Source organism: Actinoplanes sp. L3-i22, assembly GCF_019704555.1.
Classification (GTDB): Bacteria; Actinomycetota; Actinomycetes; order Mycobacteriales; family Micromonosporaceae; genus Actinoplanes.
Genome location: NZ_AP024745.1, coordinates 9,229,962 through 9,252,674, shown reverse-complemented (window position 1 = coordinate 9,252,674; position 22,713 = coordinate 9,229,962). Strand labels below are relative to the sequence as shown.

14 protein-coding genes are annotated in these 22,713 nt (G+C 73.3%); 9 read left to right on the top strand and 5 right to left on the bottom strand.

The features are described from left to right. The first annotated feature begins 102 nt into the window (after positions 1–102). The 3 genes from L3i22_RS41400 to L3i22_RS41390 all read left to right on the top strand — a co-directional run bounded on the left by L3i22_RS41400 (position 103) and on the right by L3i22_RS41390 (position 5,902). The gene (locus L3i22_RS41400; protein ID WP_221322892.1) at positions 103–1,668 is read left to right on the top strand and encodes an MFS transporter; all 1,566 of its coding nucleotides are present in this window, start codon (positions 103–105) and stop codon (positions 1,666–1,668) included. Between the two features lie 126 nt (positions 1,669–1,794). Then, positions 1,795–2,979, top strand: coding sequence for an FAD-dependent monooxygenase (locus tag L3i22_RS41395; RefSeq protein ID WP_221322891.1), 1,185 nt, complete (start codon positions 1,795–1,797; stop codon positions 2,977–2,979). Between the two features lie 157 nt (positions 2,980–3,136). After that, entirely contained in the window at positions 3,137–5,902 is a 2,766-nt protein-coding gene (locus tag L3i22_RS41390; protein ID WP_221322890.1) for a LuxR family transcriptional regulator, read from the top strand. 87 nt (positions 5,903–5,989) lie between these two features. Here the strand turns inward: L3i22_RS41390 and L3i22_RS41385 are convergent, their stop codons facing one another. Beyond that, positions 5,990–6,754 (bottom strand): thioesterase II family protein, encoded by a 765-nt coding sequence (locus tag L3i22_RS41385; RefSeq protein ID WP_221322889.1) that lies wholly within the window; start codon positions 6,752–6,754, stop codon positions 5,990–5,992. A 357-nt stretch (positions 6,755–7,111) separates the two neighbouring features. Between L3i22_RS41385 and L3i22_RS41380 the strand changes: the two genes are divergently transcribed. Both L3i22_RS41380 and L3i22_RS41375 read left to right on the top strand, forming a co-directional pair. Continuing rightward, on the top strand, positions 7,112–7,831 hold the full coding sequence (locus L3i22_RS41380; RefSeq protein ID WP_221322888.1) for a 4'-phosphopantetheinyl transferase: 720 nt from the start codon (positions 7,112–7,114) through the stop codon (positions 7,829–7,831). Positions 7,832–8,141: 310 nt separating this feature from the next. After that, the gene (locus L3i22_RS41375; RefSeq protein WP_221322887.1) at positions 8,142–11,264 is read left to right on the top strand and encodes a BTAD domain-containing putative transcriptional regulator; all 3,123 of its coding nucleotides are present in this window, start codon (positions 8,142–8,144) and stop codon (positions 11,262–11,264) included. Between the two features lie 74 nt (positions 11,265–11,338). Here L3i22_RS41375 and L3i22_RS41370 read toward each other — a convergent pair whose 3' ends face one another. Continuing rightward, on the bottom strand, positions 11,339–11,542 hold the full coding sequence (locus tag L3i22_RS41370; RefSeq protein ID WP_221322886.1) for a hypothetical protein: 204 nt from the start codon (positions 11,540–11,542) through the stop codon (positions 11,339–11,341). 291 nt (positions 11,543–11,833) lie between these two features. Between L3i22_RS41370 and L3i22_RS41365 the strand changes: the two genes are divergently transcribed. From L3i22_RS41365 to L3i22_RS41350, 4 genes are all read left to right on the top strand, one after another. After that, positions 11,834–12,172, top strand: a complete 339-nt coding sequence (locus tag L3i22_RS41365) for a hydroxyisourate hydrolase (protein WP_221322885.1) — start codon at positions 11,834–11,836, stop codon at positions 12,170–12,172. 30 nt (positions 12,173–12,202) lie between these two features. Beyond that, on the top strand, positions 12,203–13,903 hold the full coding sequence (locus tag L3i22_RS41360) for a 2-isopropylmalate synthase (RefSeq protein ID WP_221322884.1): 1,701 nt from the start codon (positions 12,203–12,205) through the stop codon (positions 13,901–13,903). 164 nt (positions 13,904–14,067) lie between these two features. After that, complete coding sequence (locus L3i22_RS41355; RefSeq protein ID WP_221322883.1) at positions 14,068–14,709, top strand: AMP-binding protein; 642 nt, start codon at positions 14,068–14,070, stop codon at positions 14,707–14,709. Beyond that, positions 14,706–15,956: an MFS transporter gene (locus L3i22_RS41350; protein ID WP_221322882.1), complete on the top strand. Its 1,251-nt coding sequence runs from the start codon at positions 14,706–14,708 to the stop codon at positions 15,954–15,956. Before L3i22_RS41355 ends, L3i22_RS41350 begins: the two co-directional genes overlap by 4 nt. On the opposite strand, the gene L3i22_RS41345 is transcribed toward L3i22_RS41350, so the two are convergent. The 3 genes from L3i22_RS41345 to L3i22_RS54080 all read right to left on the bottom strand — a co-directional run bounded on the left by L3i22_RS41345 (position 15,885) and on the right by L3i22_RS54080 (position 22,661). Next, the gene (locus L3i22_RS41345; RefSeq protein ID WP_221322881.1) at positions 15,885–21,224 is read right to left on the bottom strand and encodes a carboxyl transferase domain-containing protein; all 5,340 of its coding nucleotides are present in this window, start codon (positions 21,222–21,224) and stop codon (positions 15,885–15,887) included. The genes L3i22_RS41350 and L3i22_RS41345 overlap by 72 nt on opposite strands. 177 nt (positions 21,225–21,401) lie before the next feature. Further along, positions 21,402–22,409 (bottom strand): trypsin-like serine protease, encoded by a 1,008-nt coding sequence (locus tag L3i22_RS41340; RefSeq protein ID WP_255657562.1) that lies wholly within the window; start codon positions 22,407–22,409, stop codon positions 21,402–21,404. A gap of 123 nt (positions 22,410–22,532) precedes the next feature. Continuing rightward, positions 22,533–22,661 (bottom strand): hypothetical protein, encoded by a 129-nt coding sequence (locus tag L3i22_RS54080; protein WP_255657561.1) that lies wholly within the window; start codon positions 22,659–22,661, stop codon positions 22,533–22,535. Between the last annotated feature and the right edge of the window lie 52 nt (positions 22,662–22,713).

Genomic DNA, 22,713 nt, shown 5'->3' with positions numbered 1-22,713 from the left:
GCGCTAGGGGGAACCCCTGTTCGTGGTTCGGAACCCCTAATTGAATGCAAAAGGCCCCAGCGGCTATGGACGCGCCGGAGCTATTCTTCCTACCTTTGTCGCATGACCGAAACTGAGGCACTTCAGGCGAAGGCCGGCCGCAAGGAATGGCTTGCCCTCGTCGTACTGCTGCTTCCGGTTCTGCTGGTCTCGATGGACCTGACGGTGCTCTACTACGCACTGCCGGCCATGAGCGCGGAACTGGGGCCGACCGGCGCCCAGCAACTGTGGATGGTCGACATCTACGCGTTTGTGCTGGCCGGTCTGCTACTGACCATGGGCACCCTGGGGGACAAGATCGGCCGGCGGCGGCTGCTGCTGGCCGGTGCGCTGTTCTTCGGCGTCGGATCGCTGATCGCCTCGTACGCGGACTCGGCGGAGGCGTTCATCGCCGCCCGCGCCGCGATGGGCATCGCCGGCGCCACCCTGATGCCCTCGACCCTGGCCCTGATCCGCAACCTCTTCCACGACCAGACGCAGCGCCGCACCGCGGTGGCGGCCTGGTCCGGTGGCATGGCCGCGGGCGCCGCCCTCGGCCCGATCATCGGCGGCCTGCTGCTGGACAACTTCTGGTGGGGCTCGGTCTTCATCATCAACGTGCCGGTGATGGCGCTGCTGGTGGTGCTCGGCCCGGTGCTGCTGCCGGAGTTCAAGGTGCCCGGCGCGCCCCGGTTCGACCTGGTCAGCGCGGCGCTCTCGCTGGGCACGGTGCTGCCGGTGATCTACGGCCTGAAGCGGATCGCGATCTACGGCCTCGAGCCGATCCCGGTCGCCTCCGCGGTGATCGGCCTGGTGCTCGGTGTGGTGTTCGTGCGCCGGCAGAAGGTGATCGCCGACCCGATGATCGACCTGTCGCTGTTCCGCCAGCGGGGTTACGGCGCCTCGATCGCGATCAACCTGATCGCGCTGTTCGGCATGATCGGCTTCTCCCTGTTCAGCACGCAGTACCTGCAGACGGTGCTGGGGCTCAGCCCGTTCCGGGCCGCGCTCTGGACCATCCCGGGCACCATCGCGGTGGGCGTGGCGGTGCCGATCGCGACCGCGATCGTCCGGGTGGTCCGCCCGGCGTACGTGGTGGCCGGTGGGTTCGCGCTGGCCGCGGCCGGCTTCTTCACGGTCACCTTCACGCCGGTCGCGGACGGTCTGCCGGTCCTGCTCTCCGGCCTGGTGGCGCTCTCCGCCGGCCTGGCCGTGGTGATGACCATGATCACCGAGATGGTGGTGGCCACCGCGCCGCCGGAGAAGGCCGGCGCCGCCTCGGCCGTGCTGCAGACCGGGCAGGAGCTCGGTGGCGCGATCGGTGTCGCGGTGCTGGGCAGCATCGGCAGCGCGATCTACGGCCGGCAGATGGCCGGTGTGCTGCCGGACTCGGCCCGGGAGACGCTGGGCGGGGCCGTTGCCGCGGCCCGCGACCTGCCCGCCCAGGCCGCCGAGCAGCTGATCGCCAAGGCGCACGGGGCCTTCGTGCAGGAGATGCACGTGGCCGCCCTGGTCGCGACGCTGCTGATGGTGGTCGGCGCGGTGCTCGCGGTGGTGGCGCTGCGCCACGTCAAGGACGCTCCGAAGCCGGCCGGGGAGCTGGCTGAGGTCGAGGACAGCCGAGAGGAGTACGCGGTCGCCGGTAACTGATGATGCCACCCCAGACTGCGGACGGCCCGGATTCCCCCTCCGGGCCGTCCGTGCGTTCCATCGACGTCCACAATGCTCGTACGAACGTCTTGCACAAACGTCTAACACGTGCGTATGATTCCAGGCATGACGAAGACGGTCCTCATCTCCGGTGCCGGTGTCGCCGGCGTCACCCTGGCGTACTGGTTGCGCCGCCACGGCTTCACTCCGACGGTCGTCGAGCGGGCGGATGCCCTGCGCGACGGCGGCTACAAGGTGGACATCCGCGGTGCCGCGCTGGAGGTGGTGCGCCGGGCCGGGCTGCTGGAGGCGATCCGCGAGCGGCGCACCGACGTGCGCTCGGGCGCCGTCGTCGACCGCACCGGCAAGCGGGTCGCCAGCATGAACGGTGACGCCTTCGGCGGCCGCGAGGAGGCCGACGCGGAGATCCTGCGCGGCGACCTGACCCGCCTGCTGTTCGACCTGACCAAGGACGAGGTGGACTATCGGTTCGGCGATGCGATCGCCGCGATCGACGGCCATCAGGTCACCTTCGACAGCGGCCGCACCGGCACGTTCGACCTGATCGTCGGCGCCGACGGCGTCCACTCGCGGACCCGGGCGCTGGCCTTCGGCCCGGAGGCCGGCTTCGTCACCGACATGGGTTACCGGGTCGCCATCGCCTCGGTCCCCAACCACCTGAACCTGGACCGTGAGGAGCTGACCTACGTCAGCCCCGGCCGCACCACGCTGGTCTACAGCACCGCCGGCGCCCCCGCGGCCAAGGCGATGTTCCTCTTCGAGGCGCCCGAGGGCGTCGACGAGAGCGACCCGCGGCGCGCGCTGCGCGAGGCGTACGCGGATCAGGGCTGGGAGGTGCCGCGCCTGCTGGAGGCGGCGGCCGACGCCGGCGACCTCTACTACGACCGGATGCTGCAGGTGCGGCTGGACAGCTGGTCGGCCGGCCCGGTCGCGCTGATCGGCGACGCCGCGCACTGCGCCTCCCCGGCCTCCGGCCAGGGCACCAGCCTCGCGCTGGTCGGGGCCTATCTGCTGGCCGGCGAGCTGGCCGCGGCCGGCGGCGACCACACCAAGGCCTTCCCGGCGTACGAGGCCCGGATGCGCCCGTTCGCCGAGCGCAACCAGAAGCTCGGCCCGGCCAACGTCAAGCGGATGGTGCTGAGCAGCGCCGGCCAGGTGCGCATGTCGATGGTGATGCTGGGCGTGATGTCCCGGCTGCCCGGCCGCGACCGGATGATGGCGGCGATGATGGCGCCGCTGCACAAGGCCGCCAACGGCATCGAGATCCCCGCCTACCCGACCCCGTCCTGACCGCTCTGACCTGCTGTTCGGCCCGGCGATAAGGGCACGAAGGCGGCCCGATAACGGCTCGCCGGACAGTGGTGTCAGGCAACCGGGATGTCCGGTCGCCTCCCCGGCGGAGCGGGTTCGCCCGCCGGGGAACGGGGATCCGACAGGGAGGTCCATCATGGGACTGATCGAGCGCGATGAGGCCCTGGACTGCCTCGACGAGCTCCTGGCCGACGCGGTTGCCGGGCGGGGGCGGGTGGCGCTGGTCACCGGCACCGTCGCGACCGGCAAGAGCGAGCTGCTGAACCTGCTCGCCGACCGGTCGATCGAGCGCGGCGCGCTGGCCGTCACGGCGACCGGCTCGGCGGTCGAGCGGGACCTGCCGCTCGCCCTGCTCGGCCAGCTCTTCCACGACGCGCCACTGCCCGCCGACGACCGGGACCGGGCGATGAGCCTGCTGCTGGAGGGCACCAGGGCGGTGCTGGCGGCCGGCCCGGGCGCGCACCTCGACCCGCAGGTCATCCACGGCCTGTGCACCATCCTGCTGGAGCTGGCCGAGCGGTTCCCGCTGGCGCTGCTGGTCGACGACGTGCAGCACGCCGACCGGGCCTCCCTGGTCTGCCTGTCCTACCTGGCCCGCCGCGCCCGGCTCGCCAAGGTGCTGGTGGTCTTCAGCCGCAGCACGTTCGGCGCCGCCGGCGACCCGGCCTGGCAGACCGAGCTGGTCCGGCCCGGCTCGGGCAACCGGATCCACCTGGAGCCGCTCAGCGGCGACGGTGTCCGGCAGCTCGCCGAGCAGCTGGCCGGCGCCGAGGTCGCCGACCGGCTGGCCGGCCGCTGGCACCAGCTCAGCGGCGGCAACCCGCTGCTGGTCGAGGGCCTGGTCGCGGACCACCGGCAGGCACTGGCCGAGACCGGCGCCGAGCCGGCCGACGCGGTCGCCGGCGACGGTTACGGCGCGGCCGTGATGTCGTGCCTCTACCGCGGCGAGGACCGGCTGCTCGAGGTGGCCCGCGGCATCGCCGTGCTGGACGACCCGGAGAGCCTGGACCGGCTGATCGGCCTGGACCCCCAGCAGGTGGCCCAGACCGTCCGCGCGCTGACCACGGCCGGCCTGCTCGGCATGGGCGCGTTCCGGAACCCGGCGGCCCGCGCGGCGGTGCTCGCCGACGTCCACCAGGAGCAGCGCGCCGAGCTGCACCGGCGGGCCGCGGTGCTCACCTACGACCGCGGCGCCTCCACCCGGGTGGTCGCCGAGCACCTGGTCAACGCCGCGAGCGAGGTCCAGGAGAGCTGGGGCGTGAGCGTGCTGGAGGACGCGGCCCGCCAGGCGCTGCGCGAGGGCCGGGTCGAGGCCGCGGTGCGCTACCTCAAGCTCGCCTGGAAGGCCTGCACCGACGACCGGCACCGGGTGCGCATCATGACCACGCTGGTCCGCGCCGAGTGGCGGATCAACCCGAGCACCTCGGCGGGGTATCTGCCCGAGCTGACCGGCGCGCTGGACAAGGGCGTGCTGCGCGGCAGCGACGCGATCGTGCTGGCCAAGGCGCTGCTCTGGCACGGGCAGTTCCGCGACGCCGAGCACGTGCTCGACCACCTCGCCGCCAACGGCGCCGAGCTGGACCCGGACACCGCGGCCGAGCTGGCCGCCACCCGGCCGTGGCTGCGCTGCACGTACGCGCCGTTCGTGGCCCGCCTGCCGAAGACCACCGCGACCGTCGACACGGTCTCGGCCAGTCGCCGGCTGGCCGCGGCCCGGGCGCTCTCCTCGGTGATCAGCTCCAGCCCCGGGCCGGACCTGGGCGACACCCTGGAGCGGATCCTGCGCGGGTCCCGGCTCGACGAGATGTCCCTGGACACCGTGGAGAGCTCGCTGCTGGCGCTGACCTACGCCGGGCACGCCGACAAGGCGGCCGGCTGGGCCGACATGTTCGTCGAGGAGGCGTACACCCGCCGCGCGCCCAGCCGGCAGGCCCGCCTGGCCGTGGTCCGCGCCGAGGTGGCGGTCCGCACCGGCAACCTGGCCGGCGCGGCGCGCTACGCCCGGACCGCGCTGGAGATCATGCCGCCGGCCAGCTGGGGGGTCGCGATCGGGCACCCGCTGTCGCTGCTGATCATCGCGTCGATCGCGATGGGCGAGTTCGACGACGTGCGCGAGCAGCTCGACCAGCCGGTGCCCGAGGCGATGTTCCAGACCCGGTACGGCCTGCACTACCTGCAGGCCCGGGGCCGTTACAGCCTGGCCACCGACCACCCGGCGCTGGCCCTGCGCGACTTCCAGCGCTGCGGCGACCTGATGAGCGCCTGGGGGGTGGACGCGCCCGGCCTGGTCGCCTGGCGTTCGGACGCCGCCGAGGCGAACCTGCGGATGGGCCGCCCGCTGCAGGCCCGCAAGCTGGCCGAGGAGCAGTTGGCCCGGTGCACCGGGCAGATGCCCCGGGCGCAGGGTGTCGGCCTGCGGCTGCTGGCCGCGACCGAGCAGGCCCGGCACCGGCCGATGCTGCTGCGCCAGGCCGCCGACCTGCTGCAGAACAGCGGCGACCTATACGAGCTGGCCCGCACCCTGGCCGACCTGGCGCAGGCCTACCAGGCGCTCGGCGAGTCCCGCCGGGCCGGCATGATCGGGCACCGGGCCCGGGCGCTGGCCGAGGGCTGCGAGGCGGCGCCGCTGCGGCGGGCACTGTCGCAGGACGAGGAGTGGGAGTCCGGCGAGACCGCCCAGACGGCGGTGGCCGGGGGTGCCGCGGCGATGCTCAGTGACGCCGAGCGCCGGGTGGCGGCGCTGGCCGCGGTCGGCTACACGAACCGGGAGATCGCCGACAAGCTGTACATCACCACGAGCACGGTGGAGCAGCACCTGACCCGTACGTACCGGAAATTGAATGTTTCTCGCCGCAGTGACCTGCCGGCGAACCTGGACGCCAGCCTCGCCCCGACGGCGTGAGACAGACGGACGGCCCGGACTCGGTGGAGTCCGGGCCGTTCCGCGTGCCATGGCCTCGTGAGCGCGGCACGCCGTCGTGGCACTCGCTTATCGGCGAGGTGCGGGGGTCAGGGCCGTCCGGATCGTGTCCAGCACCTCGGCCTGGTGGGAGTTGAGATAGAAGTGCCCGCCGTCGAAGACGCGCAGGTCGAACGCGGCGTTGGTGTGGTCGCGCCAGGCGGCCGCCTCGGCCAGGGTGACCTTCGGGTCGCCGCCGCCGGTGAGCGCGGTGATCGGGCAGTGCAGCCCGGGGCCGGGCGTCCAGCGGTAGGTCTCCGCGGCCCGGTAGTCGTTGCGGATCACGCCGAGCACCATGCGCAGCACGTCCGGGTCGTCGAGCAGGCCGCCGCCGGTGCCGTCGAGCCGGCGCATCTCGGCGATCAGCCCGGCGTCGTTCTGCAGGTGCACCCGCTCGTCGCGGAACTGCGACGGCGCGCGGCGGCCGGAGACGAACAGGTGCGCGGGGGTGGCGCCGTCGGCCTCCAGCAGCCGGGCCACCTCGAACGCCACCGAGGCGCCCATGCTGTGCCCGAACAGCGCCAGCGGGCGGTCGTCCTCGTGGTAGCGGATCTGGTCGTACACGTCGCGGGCCAGGTCCTGCAGGGTGCCGATGCCGGGCTCGCCGCGGCGGTCCTGGCGGCCGGGGTACTGCACCGCGAGCACCTCGACCCGCGGCGAGAGGGCCCGGGAGACCGGGAAGTAGTAGGAGGCGGACCCGCCGGCGTACGGCAGGCACAGCAGCCGGATCGGGGCCACGTCGGTCGGGTGATAGCTGCGCAGCCACAGGCTGCTGTCCAGAGTGGTCGCGGTCATCGGGGTAGGCCTCCAAGGCTTCGTGGGCGTCGGCAACCGGTACCGATGAAGTTAGGCTCGGCATCGACGGGGCGTACACCCCAGTGGCGGCGCTCACGCACCCCGGCCGGCAACCCCTGCCCTGCTCGCAAGCGGTGGACAGGGGTGGCGGGGGCGGCCGGGTCCGGCTACGGTGCGTCACGACCCCTTAGATCCACCGATACTCCCTTATCCGGGCGCGCACGGCCCGTGAATGCCCGCGCCGTGATATCGCCGCCGGTCATCGCGAACCTACGATGGAGCCACCAGGCAACGATGCCGGATCCATCGACATCGGTGCAGATGCCCGAGGACCCACCGAGCCACTGCGGGGACATCATGATCGAGACAATCCTTCCCGCCGACGTGGTCGCGGTCGACACCTTCGACGACCCGCCGGACGCGACGCTGCTGCCCGAGGAGGAGAGCATCGTGGCCAAGGCGATCGAGAAGCGCCGCCGCGAGTTCACCACCGCCCGGCACTGCGCGCGCGCCGCGCTGGCCCGTCTCGGGGTGCCGCCGCAGCCGATCCTGGCCGGCCGGCTCAACGAGCCGCTCTGGCCGGCCGGGGTGGTCGGCACGATCACCCACTGCGCCGGTTACCGGGGTGTGGTGGTCGCCGCCGACTCGAAGATCACCACGGTCGGGATCGACGCGGAGCCCAACGAGCCGCTGACCAACGGCGTGCTGGAGTCGGTGGCGCTGCCCGACGAGCGGGTGCACGTCGCGGAGCTGCTCGAGGCCCGGCCGGAGATCCGCTGGGACCGGATGCTGTTCTGCGCCAAGGAGGCGGTCTACAAGTCGTGGTTCCCGCTGGCGCAGCGGTGGCTGGACTTCGACGACGCGGTGGTCACGCTGCGCCCGGGGTCGGCCGGCGCGTCCACCGGCGGGTTCGACGCGCGGCTGCTGGTGGTCGGGCCCCGGGTGGCCGGTCGCCGGCTGACCGGGTTCTCCGGGCGCTGGATGGTCGAGCAGGGGCTGATCCTGACCGCGATCGTGGTCCCGGTGAGCGCGCCGGTGCGCCCGGCCCGGGTCCGGGAGACCGCGGGCACCCGGTGACAAACCTGCACTGCGAGTGCACAACGGCCCGATATCGGCATCGATCATGCATCCAGCTGCATAACGGAGTTACCGGTCGGTATCGCAAGAGGTTGACCGGGTAATTCTTAGTGGTCGAAGGTCGGACCTCCGTCAATCACTGCGGGTAGCGCGGCGGCCCACCGATTGCATAGCCTCCCATCCATGCGGGGGATTTCTGGCGTGCCCGGCTGTCCCTGACAGCCACGAGCCGGTCGGCACAGGGGCACGGTTCCACTACACCGAGTACGCCGGAAGACCCACGACGCGCGACCCCCACAAGGAGGCGCACGTGCAGATTCTCATCCTGGGAATCCTCGAGGTGCTGATCGGCGAGCAGAGCATCGAGCTCGGCGGCCAGCGGCAGCAGATCATTCTCGCCACGCTGGCGCTCGAGGCGAGCCGGGTGATCCGGGTGACCCGGCTGATGGAGGCCCTGTACGGCGACGACCTGCCGTCCACCTCGCGGGTCCAGGTGCAGATCTGCATCTCGGCGCTGCGCCGGCTGTTCGCCGGCCACGGCTATCCGGACGCCATCATCACCCGTACCCAGGGGTACTCGCTGCAGATCCCGGAGGGCAGCCTCGACCTGCACCGGTACGAGGACGCCCTGACCCAGGCCCGGCAGCTGCGCGAGTTCCGCCGGCTGGACGAGTCGGTCGCGCGGTACCGCCAGGCGCTGACCCTGTGGCGCGGCCCGGCGCTGGACGGCATCGAGAGCCGGGTGGTGCAGAGCGCCGCCGACCGGCTGGCCGAGCGCCGGCTCACCACCACCGAGGAGTGCATCGAGCTGGAGCTGCGGCTCGGCCGGCACCGGGAGCTGATCGACGAGCTGAGCGCCCTGGTCGGCGAGCATCCGCTGCGGGCCCGGCTGCGCGAGCACCTGATGCTCGCCCTCTACCGCTCCGGCCGGCAGGCCGAGGCGCTGGACACCTACCGCAGCGCGCGCCGGCTGTTCATCGACGAGCTGGGCCTGGAACCGGGCGAGGAGCTGCGCCAGCTGGAGCACGCGATCCTGACCGGCGACGCCAAGCTGGCGCTGCCGGAACCGGCCGTGGTGCTCACCCCGCGCCCGCCGGAGCAGGTGCCCCCGCCGGCACCACCGGTGATCATCGCCTCGATCCCGGAGGAGATCCGCGAGCCGGTCGCCGCGGTGATCCCGGCCGTGCCGCTGGCCCCGCCGGTGTCCGCGGCGCCGGCGGCCGGGCCCAATCCGTCGCCGGTGCCCTGCCTGCTGCCCACCGACATCGCCGACTTCACCGGCCGCAGCCAGCAGATCGAGGCCATCCACGGGCAGTTCGGGCTGGCCGAGGACGCGTCGCAGTACGCGGTGCCGGTGGTGGTGATGGCCGGCAAGCCGGGGATCGGCAAGACCACCCTCGCGGTGCACGCCGCGCACCGGCTGGCCGCGCGCTACCCGGACGGCCAGCTCTTCGCCGACCTGCACGGCCGGCACGCCGAGCAGGTCGGCCCGATGCGGGTGCTGGAACGCTTCCTGCGCGCGCTCGGCGTGGCCGGCACCCAGATGCCGGAGCTGATCGAGGAGCGCGCCGAGCTGTACCGCACGCTGCTGGCCGACCGCCGGATGCTGGTGGTGCTCGACAACGCCGGCGGGGAGAGCCAGGTCCGGCCGCTGGTCCCGGGCACCTCGCAGTCGGCGATGCTGATCACCAGCCGCAGCCGGCTCGCCGGGCTGCCCGGCGCGGTGCACATCGACGTGGACGTGTTCAACCCCGAGCAGTCCACCGAGCTGCTGTCCCGGATCGCCGGCGCGGAGCGCATCGAGGCCGAGCCGGACTCCACCGCCGAGCTGGCCGAGCTCTGCGGGCACCTGCCGCTGGCGCTGCGGATCGCCGGCGCCCGGCTGGCCGCGCGCCCGCACTGGAGCGTCGAGCACCTGGTCGAGCGGCTGGCCAACGAGGCCCGCCGGCTGGACGAGCTCAAGCACAGCGGGATGGGGATCCGGGCCAGCATCTCGCTGACCTACGACCACCTGGAGGACGACGCGAAGCGGCTGTTCCGGCTGCTCACCGTCCTGGACTTCCCGCACTTCTCGGGCTGGGCGGCGGCCGCGCTGCTGGACACCGACTTCCACGACGCCCAGGACCTGCTCGACGACCTGGCCGACGCGCAGCTGATCGAGACCAGCAGCGACGGCCGCGGCGTGCACGCGCAGTACCGCTTCCACGACCTGATCCGGGTCTTCGCCCGCGAGTGCCTGGTCGCCGAGGACCCGGTGGAGGAGCGTGACCAGGCGCTGCAACGGGTGCTGGGCGCGCTGCTGTTCCTGGCCGAGGAGGCGCGCCGCGGCCTGTACGGCGACTACCTGCGGGTGCAGACCGAGGCCCCGCTGCACGAGCTGCCGGCCCGCCAGGTGCGCCAGCTGGTCGACCCGCCGCTGCCCTGGTTCGAGCGCGAGCGGCTGACCATCGTCGCCGCGGTCCGTCAGGCCGCGCAGGCCGGGCTGGCCGGGCACAGCTGGAGCCTGGCGATGACCGCGGTCACGCTCTTCGAGTCGCGGATCTACCTGAGCGACTGGCGCGAGACGCATCAGATCGCCCTGGAGGCCACCCGGCAGGCCGGCGACGAGCGCGGACAGGCCGCGATCCTGTATTCATTGGGCTCGCTGCACATCGGCGAGCAGCGGTTCCCGGAGGCGCTGCGCCTGCTGGCCGCCGCCGACGAGCTGTTCCAGCGGGTCGGCGATCAGCACGGCCGCGCGATGGTCAGCCGGTACGTGGCCTACATCGACCGGCTCAGCGGCCGGTACGCCGAGGCGACCGAGAACTATCAGCGCGCGCTGGAGACGTTCCGGGCCGGCGACGACCTGGTCGCGGTGGCCTACGTGCTGCAGAGCATCGCGCAGATCAAGCTGGAGCAGGGCGACCTGGACGCGGCCCGCACGCTGCTGCCGGAGGCGCTGGACTACGCGCGGCGGGCGAACAGCCGGCGCGTGGAGTCGCAGGTGCTGCACCGGCTCGGCGAGACGCACCTGCAGGCGGACGAGGTGAAGGCCGCGATCGACGTGCTGCGCCAGGCCCTCACGGTGGTGCGCGAGCTGGGCGATCCGGTCGGGCAGGCGTACGCGTTGCAGGGGCTGGGCACGGCGTACCTGCGCTCCGGAGCCTTCGCGGAGTCCGCCGAGGCGCTACGGGAGGCGATGGAGCTCGCCTGTGCGGCGGCGGAACGGTTGATCGAGGCCCGGGTCTCGATGGTCCTCGGCGAGCTGGCCATGGCCCTCGGCAATCCGCCGCAGGCGGTGGTCCATCTGCATCGCTCGCTGGGACTGTTCCGGGCGATCTCCGCGCCGCAGTTGGAGGCGCGGGTGCTGGGGTTGCTCAGTGATGCCTACACGGCCGCGGACAATCCGGTGGGCCCGGACGCGGCGGCGTTAACCGATCATCTGACTATCTGAAGCAGCTGTCCCGCGACGATCCCGGCCGGCCGGTCCGGGTGTCACAGGTCGCCACGGGGGCGCTCAGTCGCCGTTCAGCCCCACTTGGTGTCGTCGGTGGAGGCGGTCGGGGTCGGGGTCGCCGCGGCGGCCGCGCCACCCTCGGACTGAACGCTGACCGTGCTGCTCGCCGGCGCCGTCCCGGTGCTCGCCGCGGCGAAGACGGCGGCGATCGGAGCGGCCGTCAGGACGATGGCGAAAGCGACCTTGACCGACGCGATGCGGGCGTTGTTGCGCATGGCTCTACCTGCTCTTTCGGGTGTGGGATCCGGCGGGGCGTCGTGCTCGCCGCCTTGATGGGAATGACGCTAGGGACGCCCCTCATCGACCCGTTATCGCCGCACCACGGTCCCGGCATCGCCGGGGCTATCGGGGTCGGCGATAAGGGCCGAAGCCCCGGCGATAACCCGGCGATAGGCGTCTCGATAACGACCTCGATCACCATCGGGATCGGAGCCGGATCGCCCGGCCCCGCGCGGGTGTCACGGTCGGATCCGTCCCCGCGCGGCACGGACAGGCAGGTGATCGGCATGAGCGTCTCGGCTCAGGCTCTGGACGGCGTCTACGGCAAGCCGGCGGCCGGCCTGCGGGCCCGCCTCGAACACGGGGTGGACGGCCGCTGGCAGGCCGTGGGCAACGCCGAGACCGACGAGACCGGCGCCATCGCCGACTTCGGGACGGGACGGCTCGCCCGTGGCCCGTACCGGATCGTCTTCGACAGCGACCACTACTTCGCCGGGCTCGGCGTGAGCGCCGCGTACCCCGAGATCACCGTGGTCTTCCGGGTTCTGAGCGAGCTGCACACGTGCCAGATCCAGGTGCTGATGACCCCGTACTCGTACTCGTTGTACTTCGGCGATCGGGCCTGACCCCGATCGGATCGAGAGGACCGGCCAGTGATGAGCAACAGTCGCTACGTCCGCCCCGCGGCCGTCGACCTTCCCGGTCGCGCCTGGCCGTCCCGCACCATCGACGTCGCGCCCCGATGGCTGAGCACCGACCTGCGCGACGGCAACCAGTCGCTGGTCAACCCGATGACCCCGGACCGCAAGCTGGCGATGTTCCGGCTGCTGGTGGAGATGGGCTTCACCGAGATCGAGGTCGGCTTCCCGGTGGCCAGCCAGGACGACCACGACTTCCTGCGGATGCTGATCGAGCGCGACCTGATCCCGGACGACGTGCGCATCTCGGTGCTGGTGCAGGCCCGCGACGAGCTGATCCGGCAGACCGTGGAGAGCCTGGCCGGCGCCCGCTCGGCGACCGTGCACCTGTACAACGCGACCTCGCCGGAGTTCCGCCGGATGGTCTTCGGGCTGTCCCGCTCGGAGTGCAAGGACCTCGCGGTGCAGGGCACCCGGCTGTTCCTGAAGTACGCCGACCGCACGCTCGCCGACTGCGACCTGGGCTTCCAGTACTCGCCGGAGATGTTCGCCGACACCGAGCTGGACTTCTCCCTGGAGGTCTGCGAGGCGGTGATGGACGTCTGGCAGCCCGGCCCGGACCGGCCGATCACGCTGAACTTCCCGACCACGGTCGAGCGCAACACCCCCAACGTCTTCGCCGACCAGATCGAGTGGCTGGACCGCAACCTGTCGCGCCGCGAGGACGTCTGCCTGTCGGTGCACCCGCACAACGACCGCGGCACCGGGGTCGCCTCGGCCGAGCTCGCGGTGCTGGCCGGCGCGCAGCGCGTGGAGGGCTGCCTGTTCGGCAACGGCGAGCGGGCCGGCAACGTCTGCCTGGTGACGCTGGCGCTGAACCTGCACACCCACGGCGTCGACCCGGGGCTGGACCTGAGCGACCTGAACCGGATCCGGCGGACCGTGGAGTGGTGCAACGAGATGCCGGTGCACCCGCGGCATCCCTACGGCGGGGACATGGTCTACACCGCGTTCTCCGGTTCGCATCAAGATGCGATCAAGAAAGGCTTCGACGTACGGGCCCGGGCGCTCGCCGAGGGCGCCGACCCGGACCGGTTGCGCTGGGAGATCCCGTACCTGCCGCTGGATCCGCACGACGTGGGCCGTACCTACGAGTCGGTGGTCCGGATCAACAGCCAGTCCGGCAAGGGCGGCGTGGCCTACGTGCTGAGCAGCCGCCAGGGCCTGGAACTGCCCCGCGACCTGCGGATCGAGTTCGCCGCCACGGTCCAGGCCGCCGCCGACGAGCGGGGCCGGGAGATCGCCCCGGCCGAGATCGCCACGATGTTCCTGGACGAGTACGCCTCGCCGCGCTTCGTCACCGTCCCGGTCGCGTTCCGCAAGCCGGTGCCGACCGTCCTGCACGTGCAGGGCGACGGCTTCGCGGTCGGCGCGAGCCGGGCCGACGCGCTCGGCGACCTGGAGGAACACCTGGCGTCCTGGGGCATGCAGGTGCACGAGGTGCACCGGATCGGGGTCAGCGCCGCCGACTCGCGCCGCGACGACGTGGTCGTCTACGCCGAGTGCCGGATCGGGGCGCGCCGGGTGTGGGGGATGGGCACGGCCGCCGATCTGGACGGCGCCGCCCGGGCCGCGGTCCGCTCGGTGATCACCCGGGCGTTGCAGGGCGGGGCATCCCGCCGGACCCCTGAATCGCGCCGCTGGGAGCGCGCCGGCTGAATCGCATTCACCCTGGCAGCCCGCGCCGAAGGCGCGGGCTGCCTGTCGTTGACGTCGTTAGGGGGCGCCTGGTACCGCGACTGCTGGGGTGTACCGCTCGTTGAGCGCCTGATTACCGTCGGACGCATCCGTTGGTGCGCCCGTCCGAGGAAAAGGTGACTTCGATGCTCACGCTCCCGGCCGTTCTGGCCCCGCAACTACCGTCCGCACCCGCCCGTGAACCGGTGCTGCGGGTGATCGCCCGCCGCGCCGCGCGGACCCCGGGCCTGGTCGCGGTCGACGACCGTGGCTATCAGTACACGTACGCCCAGCTCTGGCACGCCGCCGCGCGGACCCGCCGGGACCTGGTCGAGGCCGGGGTGGAGCCCGGCGACGTGGTCGCGGTCGCCGCCGGCCGCGGCGCCGAGCTGCTGTCGGCGATCCTCGGGATCTGGCTCAGCGGCGCCGCCTGCCTGCCGGTCGGCCCGGACGACTCCGGCCCGCTGCCGGTCGCCGGGATCCGGGCCGCGGTGGTCGCGCCCGGCGCCCGCTTCCCGGGCGGCGTGCCGGTCGTGCCGCTGGTCGAGGTGGTCGCCGCGCCGACCGAGCCGCCGTACGCGCCGGTCCCGGACGGCGACGCCGCGGCGCTGGTGAGCCGGGTGTCGCGCTCGGCGACCATCCGGCTGACCCACGACGACCTGGCCACCCTGCTGGACCGGTGCGTCGCCGACCCGCGGCTGGCGGCCGGCCTGATCGTGCTGGAGTTCTTCCTGCCGCTGGTGCGCGGCGACCGGCTGCTGATCGCCCCCGGCCGGCCCTCCGAATGAGCACGGCCGCGCACGCCCGGACGCTGGGTCCCACACTGGTCCTGGCGATGGCGTTGCCGACCTCGGTGCTCTACTCGGTCGGCGCGGTCGGCTCGCAGATCACCACGACGTTCGACATCTCCCGGTCCGCGCTGGGCGCGCTGCCCGCCGCGGTGTTCGCGACCGCGGCGGTGCTGTCGCTGTGGTCCGGCGGCCTGGTGGACCGGATCGGCGCGCGCGCCGCGCTGTTCACCCTCTTCGGCGTGGCCGCGACCGCGTTCCTGCTGATGGGGCTGGCCAGTGGCTATGCCGGGCTGGTGGCCGCGATGATGCTCAGCGGGGTCGGTCAGGCGATGTCCAACCCGGCCACCAACCTGGCGATCACCGAGCGGCTCGAACCCGGTGAGCGGGCCGGCGCGGTCGGCCGCAAACAGGCCGGGGTGCAGCTGTCGGCGCTGGTCGTCGGCCTGGCCGCGCCGCTGCTGACCGAGGTGGCCGGCTGGCGGGCGGTGCTGCTGGCCGGGGCGCCGCTGGCGGTGGCCGCGCTGGTCACGACCGGCTGGGCGGTGCCGGTGCGGCCGATCGCCCGGCGCGCGTTCACCTGGCGCCCGGCCCGGCCCAACCGCTATCTGGCGCTGCTGATGATCTTCCTGGCGGTGCTCGGTTGCGGGGTGTCCGGGGTGGCCACCTTCACCGCCCTCTACAGCCAGGAGCGGCTGCATCAGGGCCCGGGCGTGTCGGCCGTGCTGATCGCCGCGCTCGGCGTCGCCGGGGTCGCCTCGCGCCTGCTCTGGTCGCGGCACGCGGCGGCGCTGCCGCTGCTCAGCCCGCTGCTGCGCCGGCTGGCCCTGGGCGCCGCGGCCTCCGCGGTGCTGATCTGGAGCGCCGCCGGGCTCGGCCCGGCCGTGCTGTGGGCCGGCACGGTCGGGGTCGGCGCCACCGCGGTCGGCGCGAACGCGGTCACCATGGTGCTGATCGTGCGGGATCGGCGCAGTGGGCCGCTCGGCCCGTCGTCGGCGCTGCTGTCGCTGGGCTTCTTCACCGGTTTCGTGGCCGGTCCGGTCCCGCTCGGCCTCATTACCGACCATGTCGGGTACGGCCCGGCCTGGCTCACCGTGGCCGCCCTGTTCCTGCTGGCCGCGGCCCTGGCCGGCCGGGTGCTGCGCCACGAGCGCCCGGACCGGCCCGTCCGGGACCTACCGGCCCGCCGTGATGGCCGCGATGACGCGCGGCCGCAGCTCGCTCGCGCGGATCACCGCGTCCACTGAGCCGACCTCGACCGCCCGCTGGATGCTGTGCACCCGGTCGAACTCGGCCGCCACCGCACCCAGCTTCTCCGCCCGGACCGCGGCGCGCAGCTCGGCGAGCCGGACCTGCCGCTCGGCCCGCTCGGCGCCGGTCGCGGCACCGACCCCGGCCTGCAGGGCGGTGACCCGCGCATCGTTGGCGGTGCGCCGGTTGACCTCGCCGGTGAAGACCACGGCGGCGGCCGGGGCCCCGCCGAGCACCGAGGCGAACGAGCCCTCCAGCGCCAGCACCGTCATGTTCGGGTTCAGTGCCTTGGAGAAGACCACGAACGCGCCGCCGTGGTAGCGGGAGATGACCACGAAGACGATCGGGCCGGAGAAGTTGACGATCGCCCGGCCGATCTCGGCGCCGTACTCCAGCTGCAGTTTGCGCATCGATTCCGGTGAGCCGTCGAAGCCGGACAGGTTGGCCAGCACGACCAGGGGCCGGTTGCCGCTGGCCGTGTTGATCGCCCGGGCGGCCTTCTTCGACGACTGCGGGAACAGCGTGCCGGCGGTGTAGGTGTCCGGCCCGTCGGCCGGCGGGAACCCGCGCCGCGGCACCGATCGGGACTCGATGCCGAGCAGACAGACCGGGATGCCACCCAGGTGGACGTCCTGCACGACCGCGGTCTCGGCGTCGGCCATTCCGGCCCAGCGTTCCAGCACGGTGTGGTCCTGGTCGGCGAGCGCCTTCATGACCGTACGGATATCGAAGGGTTTTTTGCGGTCGGGGTTTGATGTCGCGGAGAAGATCTCGCCGACGGTGGTGAAGTCGCTGCCGTCGACCAGGTGCGGGTAGTCGGTGATGTCGCGGGCGACCGGATCGGCCGTCGGCACCGGGCGCGGACCGGCCTCACCGGGCACGACGTAGGTGTGCTCGTAGTGCGCCAGCAGCAGCTCGCGAGCCGCCGTCAGGTTCGGCGCCCAATATTGCGCCTGCCCGTTGGGCCCCATCACCCGGTCGTAGCCGCCGATGCCGAAGTTGTCCTCGGCCGACACCCCGCCGGAGAAGTCCAGCGACTGCTTGCCGGTCAGCACCATCGCCGAGTCCGGCGTCATGATCAGAATGCCCCGGGTGTGCATCAGCATGGTCGCCTCGGCGTTCCAGTACGGCTGCGCGCCCACGTTGATCCCGGCCACCACGATGTTGATCTCGCCGCCGGCCTGGGTGAACTCGACGATCCGCTTGAGCGCCGCGGCCACCCAGTCCATGTTCTCGGTGCCGGAGTCCATCGAGATCCGGGCGCCCGAGGAGAGCGAGTACCACTCCAGCGGCACCCGCATCGCCTCGGCCAGGTCCAGCGCGGCGATCACCCGGCGGCACTCCGGCTCGGACAGCGCCCCGAGTGATTTCGTCGGGTCGCCGAGCAGCACGACCCGGGTGAAACGGCCGGTGACCACGCCGGCGACCAGGGCCGCGGTGTTGGTGCCCCGGGGCCGGTCGACCGGCACCAGCGCGTGGCTCTCGTCCAGGTCGTGCTCGCGGAACGAGCCGAGCGACTCGACCAGCTCGTACGGGTAGACCGTCCCGCGCCGCGCCGCCCGCAGCACCTTCTGCCGATAGCCGTCCAGCACCGCCACCGGCTCCTCGGCCGGCGCGCCGATCTCGATCCGCGCGCCCTGCCCCGGATCCAGCACGATCCGCACCGCCACCTCACCGCCGCCCGGCCGGCGCGCGATGAACAGCATCTCCTCCAGCCCGGCCCCGGCGGTCGTCGGCAGGATCCGGCGCAGCAGCACCGCCAGGTCGCCGCGGGTCAGGTCGGCCGGCGGCCAGACGTACATCACGATCCGGTTCGTGTCGAAGCGCTGGTGCGCCGGCCGCTGCGCCTGCACCGCGCGGATCGCGTCCAGGCTCGACGCGATCGCCGCCTCGGCCGTCGGCAGCGCCACCAGCCGGCCGGCGTCGTCGCGCAGCGGGGTCAGGTCGCGGATCTGGTTCGTCGCGACCAGCCGCTCGTCGGCCGGGTTGCTGCGCGCGCTCGCCCGGAACAGCGTGATCTCCTCGTCCGCGGACGGCAGCCGGGTCAGCTCGAACCCGCTCAGCCGCGGCAGCCGCAGCCGCTCGGCCAGCCGCGGGTGCAGGCCCCGGATCAGCCGGTCCTCGGTGAAGCCGCCGGCCCCGAACCGGAACGTGAAGTGCTGGTGCACCGCGCCGCCGGCCGCCGCGACCACGACGGTGATCCGGCGCAGCGCCACCGAATGCTCGGCGATCAGGATCCCGAGCCGCCGCGCCATCGCGTCCGCGTCCGGGCGCCCCGGCCAGGCCACATACAGGTCGGCGTCGCCGCCGTCGGCCAGCTCGGCCAGCCCGGTCAGGACATCGCCCAGGTCGTCGACGGTGCACGCCGCCGAGATCAGCAAACTTCCGATTTGGTACGGACGTCCGCCCACCTCCCGCACGGTGAACTCGCCCGGGCCGTAGAGCCGTCGCGCCTGCACCTCCAGCAGCGCGGAATGATCGCGCCCGGGCCGTCCGATCCGCTGCCCGAAGAGCCGGACCAGCGGCTCCGAGCCGGCCACCAGGCGATCGATCCGCTCGGCGCGGTCCGGCGCGTCCGGCTGCCGGTCCAGGTGCCGCAGGTCGGCGCGGGCCGTGGCGTAGACCCGGGCCCGGGCCCGGCGCAGCAGCGGCTGGGCGAACCAGCGGAACACCACGCCGCGGGCCAGGTCGCCGAGCGCCGGGAAGCGCACCTGGGTGGCCTCGATCAGGTGCTCCAGCACCCGGCCGGCGTCGCCGGTGTCGATCGGCGCGGGCGCGGCCAGCCAGCGCCGCAGCACCTCGGCGACGATCGGCTCGGCGTCCGGGATCCGCTGCTGGGCCAGGGCGATCCGGAAGACCGCGTCCTCCAACTGAGTTGTCCGGTCCAGGTCCGGCACGCCGTAGTGGGCGAAGACCCGGGCCAGCCGGGCCCGGAAGCCGGCGGGCAGACCGGCCCGCTCCGCGTCGAGGCCGCCCAGGTAGCCGTGGAAGTGCTCGCGCGGGCTGTGCACCGCGTCGCCCGGCTCGGTCACCGGGTCGGCGCCGGGCCGGTTGCGGCTCAACTCCAGCAGGTCGGCGAAGACCGTCAGCAGGTCCAGCTCGCCCGGCAGCCGGTCCCCGCCGGCCGCCCGGTACCCGCGCAGCGCCCGCTCGCGGTGCTCCGGGTCGGTGTCGTAGCCGAGCAGCAGCGCGCGCAACTCCCGCAGGTCATCGCGGGTGTCCGGCTGCTCCGGCAGCTCGATCGCCACGGTCGCCGGCGCGATCTCGGCCGCGCCACTCGACTCGCCCCCGATCGGCTCCAGGCGCATCAGCGGCGTCCCGGACTCGACCTGACCGCCGACCGCGACCCGGCACTCGCGGACCCGGGCCCGGAACGGCGCGCGCAGCACGTTCTCCATCTTCATGCTCTCCAGCACCAGGATCGGGGCGTCCGCGGCCACCTCGTCGCCGACCGCCACCGGGGTCGCCACCACCAGGGCCGGGGCCGGGGCGCGCACCACGCCACCCTCGTCCCGGCTGATCCGGTGGGTCACCCCGTCCACCTCGACGGTGTGGATCGGCCCGTGGGTCGCCGACACCACCCGGAAGCGCTGCCCGTTGACCGTCAGCCGGCCGGTGTGCTCGTCGTGCCGTTCGCTGACCACCTCGGCGTGCCGGGCCGCGCCGGAGCCGGCGCTGATCGCGACCCGGAACCGGTCGGTGCCGGCCCGGGCCACCAGCACCCGGTAGCCGACGCCGCGCAGCTTGAGCTCCAGCGGGCGGCCGGTCTCGTGCCGGGCCTGCGGGCGCCCGCCCCGGGCGGTGGCCAGCAGCCGGTCCCGGTCGGCGCGCTCGGCGTCGGCGTACGCCTCGATCGCCGCGGCCGCCAGGGCGATCGCCGAGTGCCGGTGCCCGACCAGCCGGCCCTGCGCGCGGACCCGGTCGATCCAGCCGGTGTCGGCGCTGCCGTCGATCACCTCCGGCTGCGCCAGCAGGTCGAGCACGAAACTCTTGTTGGTGGCGCCACCCTCGATGATCACGGTGGTGTCGGCCATCGCCCGGCGCAACCGGCCCAGCGCCTGGTCGCGGTCCCGGCCGTACGCGATGATCTTGGCAATCATCGAGTCGAACGCCGCCGGGATCCGATCGCCCTCGCTGACCCCGGTGTCCACCCGGATGCCCGGGCCGGCCGGCAGACCGAGCCGGGCGATCCGCCCGGGCGACGGCGCGAAGTCGCGGTCCGGGTCCTCGGCGTTGAGCCGCGCCTCGACCGCGTGCCCGGACTCCTTCGGCTGCTCGCCGGTCAGCCGGCCGCCGGCGGCCACGTGCAGCTGCAGCCGGACCAGGTCGGTGCCGGTGGTCAGCTCGGTGATCGGGTGCTCGACCTGCAGCCGTGTGTTGACCTCCAGGAACGCGAACAGCCGGTCGCCCGGGTGGTAGAGGAACTCGACCGTGCCCGCCCCGCGGTAGCCGACCTCCAGCGCCAGCCGCACCGCCGACTCCTTGAGCTCGGCGGCCTGCGCCGGGCTCATCACCGGCGACGACGACTCCTCGATCACCTTCTGGTTGCGGCGCTGCACCGAGCAGTCCCGTACGCCCAGCGCCCACGCGGTGCCCTGCCCGTCCGCGATGACCTGCACCTCGACGTGCCGGGCGCCGGTGACCAGGCGTTCCAGGAACACCACCCCGGAGCCGAACGCGCGCAACGCCTCCTGACTGGTCCGCTCGTACGCGTCGGTCAGGTCGGCGGCCGAGGCGACCATCCGGATGCCGCGCCCGCCGCCACCGGCGGTCGCCTTGAGCATCAGCGGATAGCCGATCTCGTCGCCGGCGCGCAGCGCGTCCGCCAGCGTGGCCACCTCGCCGCGGCTCCACGGCGCGACCGGCACGCCCACCTTCTCGGCGATCAGCTTCGACCCGATCTTGTCACCGAGCTGGCGCATCGCCTCCGCGCTCGGCCCGACGAAGGTGACCCCGAGCTTCTCGCAGAGCTCCGCGAACGCCGGGTCCTCGGCCACGAAGCCCCAGCCCACCCAGGCCGCGTCGGCGCCGGTCTCGACCAGCGCCCGGGCCAGCACGGCGTGGTCCAGGTAGGGGCGAGCGGCGGCCGGGCCGATCGGGTACGCGAGGTCGGCCGCCCGGACGAACGTCGCCGTCTCGTCCTCGTCGGTGAACAGGGCCACGGTCCGGATCGGCCGGCCGGTCTCCGCGGCGAGGTCGCGGACGGCGTGGATCAGCCGCATCGCCGCCTCGCCGCGGTTGATGATCGCCACACGTTCGAACACCGCACAGCCTCCCCACGTCGCATGCTCGGATTCGGGCCCGGAACACCGACAGGGGTGCGGGCTCGACCGGACGCTAACGCGGCGCGGAGAACCACGAATACCCCTAAAAACCTGCCTGGACCCGGTGCGAGCGGACCCTTCTTCCGGCCCGGTGGCGGCGCCGGACGCTCGGCCGCCTCAGACCCGGTGCGAGCGGACCCTGCGGCCGGCCCGGTGGCGGCGCCGGGCGCTCTGCCGCAGGGCGGCGACGGCGGCGACCGTGAGCAGCCCCGCGACGATCGGCACCACGGCCCGCCACGGCGACGGGAACCCGGCGGCCGGCAGCGCCGCGGCCGCCCCGGGAGTGGCGGACGAGCGGGACGTGGGCGAGGTCGCAGGCGGGCGCGCCGGGGCGGTCGCATACGGCCGGTTCAGCTGCGACTTGCCGACCGTCTTGGCGATCCACGCGGACACCGCGTCGATCCGGGACGCGGTGTCCGCCCCGGTGTGCGGGCACGACGGCCCCTTGCTGACCACCGCGACCAGCTCCGGATGCCCGCTGCCGTCGACCGTGAAGTAGGGGCCGCCGGAGTCGTGCCGGCACGCGCTGGTCGTCGCGCTCGGCTTGCGGCCGCTCACGCCGAGCAGCCCGGACGTGCGCGACACCACCTCGAACGTGCCGGACTGCAGCACCGTCGCGGTCGGCTTGTCCCGCCCGGTGTCGCCGAAGCCGGCCAGCAGCACCAGCATGCCGACCTTCGGCGCGGCCGTCCGCAGATGGATCGGCGCGATGTCGGTGATCGGCGGATCGATCCGGGCCAGCGACACGTCGGCCCCCGGCGCCTGCCGGACCGCGACGACGGTGGACACCCGGCCCCGTTTGGTCCGCAGGTCGGTGCGCCCGACGGTGGCCGTGGTCCGCTTCGCCACCGGGCGGCTGACGTGCCGGCCCGCGTCGTCCTTGAAACAGTGCCCGGCGGTGATCACCCACTGTGGAGTGATCAGGCTGCCGGTGCAGGAGCTGTCCCGGGTGTTGCTGCCGTCCGGAATGTCGGTCATGGTGAGCTTCACCGCGAACGGATACCGCCCCTGCGGCACCCGGTCACCCCCGGCGATGGCGTGCGCCGGGACAGCGGCGCTGAGCGCTCCCGCGATGACGGCCAGCAGGGCCAGGGCGCGCGCCCACGGCTTGATTCGGCGGACCATCACATAGATATGACGTACGCCGATGCCGCAAGGTTGCCTTTTCGGCCGACGGAAATACCGCGACGACGCCCTCCAGTCGCTCCAGGTTCAGCAGCTCCGTCGTCACGTCGCAGTCGAGCCGGCTCAGCCGGCCACGGACCACGCCCTGCGGGCCGGCCCCGGCGAGTCCCGCAGACACCAGGTGATCAGCTCCAGCACGCTGGTCCTGCCCCGGAGGTTGGCGGCCGCGAGCACGGTCAGCCCGGCGCTCAACCGCAGGGTTCGGTCGAATGCGCCCGCGACGCCGGCTGAGCGATTGTTACGG

What these genes read in the sequence shown, in the direction of transcription:
- L3i22_RS41395 (WP_221322891.1), top strand. Translation starts at nt 1,795, where the DNA reads ATGACGAAGACGGTCCTCATCTCCGGTGCCGGTGTCGCCGGCGTCACC.
- L3i22_RS41400 (WP_221322892.1), top strand. Translation starts at nt 103, where the DNA reads ATGACCGAAACTGAGGCACTTCAGGCGAAGGCCGGCCGCAAGGAATGG.
- L3i22_RS41385 (WP_221322889.1), bottom strand. Translation starts at nt 6,754, where the DNA reads ATGACCGCGACCACTCTGGACAGCAGCCTGTGGCTGCGCAGCTATCAC.
- L3i22_RS41340 (WP_255657562.1), bottom strand. Translation starts at nt 22,409, where the DNA reads ATGGTCCGCCGAATCAAGCCGTGGGCGCGCGCCCTGGCCCTGCTGGCC.
- L3i22_RS41370 (WP_221322886.1), bottom strand. Translation starts at nt 11,542, where the DNA reads ATGCGCAACAACGCCCGCATCGCGTCGGTCAAGGTCGCTTTCGCCATC.
- L3i22_RS41380 (WP_221322888.1), top strand. Translation starts at nt 7,112, where the DNA reads ATGATCGAGACAATCCTTCCCGCCGACGTGGTCGCGGTCGACACCTTC.
- L3i22_RS41365 (WP_221322885.1), top strand. Translation starts at nt 11,834, where the DNA reads ATGAGCGTCTCGGCTCAGGCTCTGGACGGCGTCTACGGCAAGCCGGCG.
- L3i22_RS41355 (WP_221322883.1), top strand. Translation starts at nt 14,068, where the DNA reads ATGCTCACGCTCCCGGCCGTTCTGGCCCCGCAACTACCGTCCGCACCC.
- L3i22_RS41350 (WP_221322882.1), top strand. Translation starts at nt 14,706, where the DNA reads ATGAGCACGGCCGCGCACGCCCGGACGCTGGGTCCCACACTGGTCCTG.
- L3i22_RS41390 (WP_221322890.1), top strand. Translation starts at nt 3,137, where the DNA reads ATGGGACTGATCGAGCGCGATGAGGCCCTGGACTGCCTCGACGAGCTC.
- L3i22_RS41360 (WP_221322884.1), top strand. Translation starts at nt 12,203, where the DNA reads ATGAGCAACAGTCGCTACGTCCGCCCCGCGGCCGTCGACCTTCCCGGT.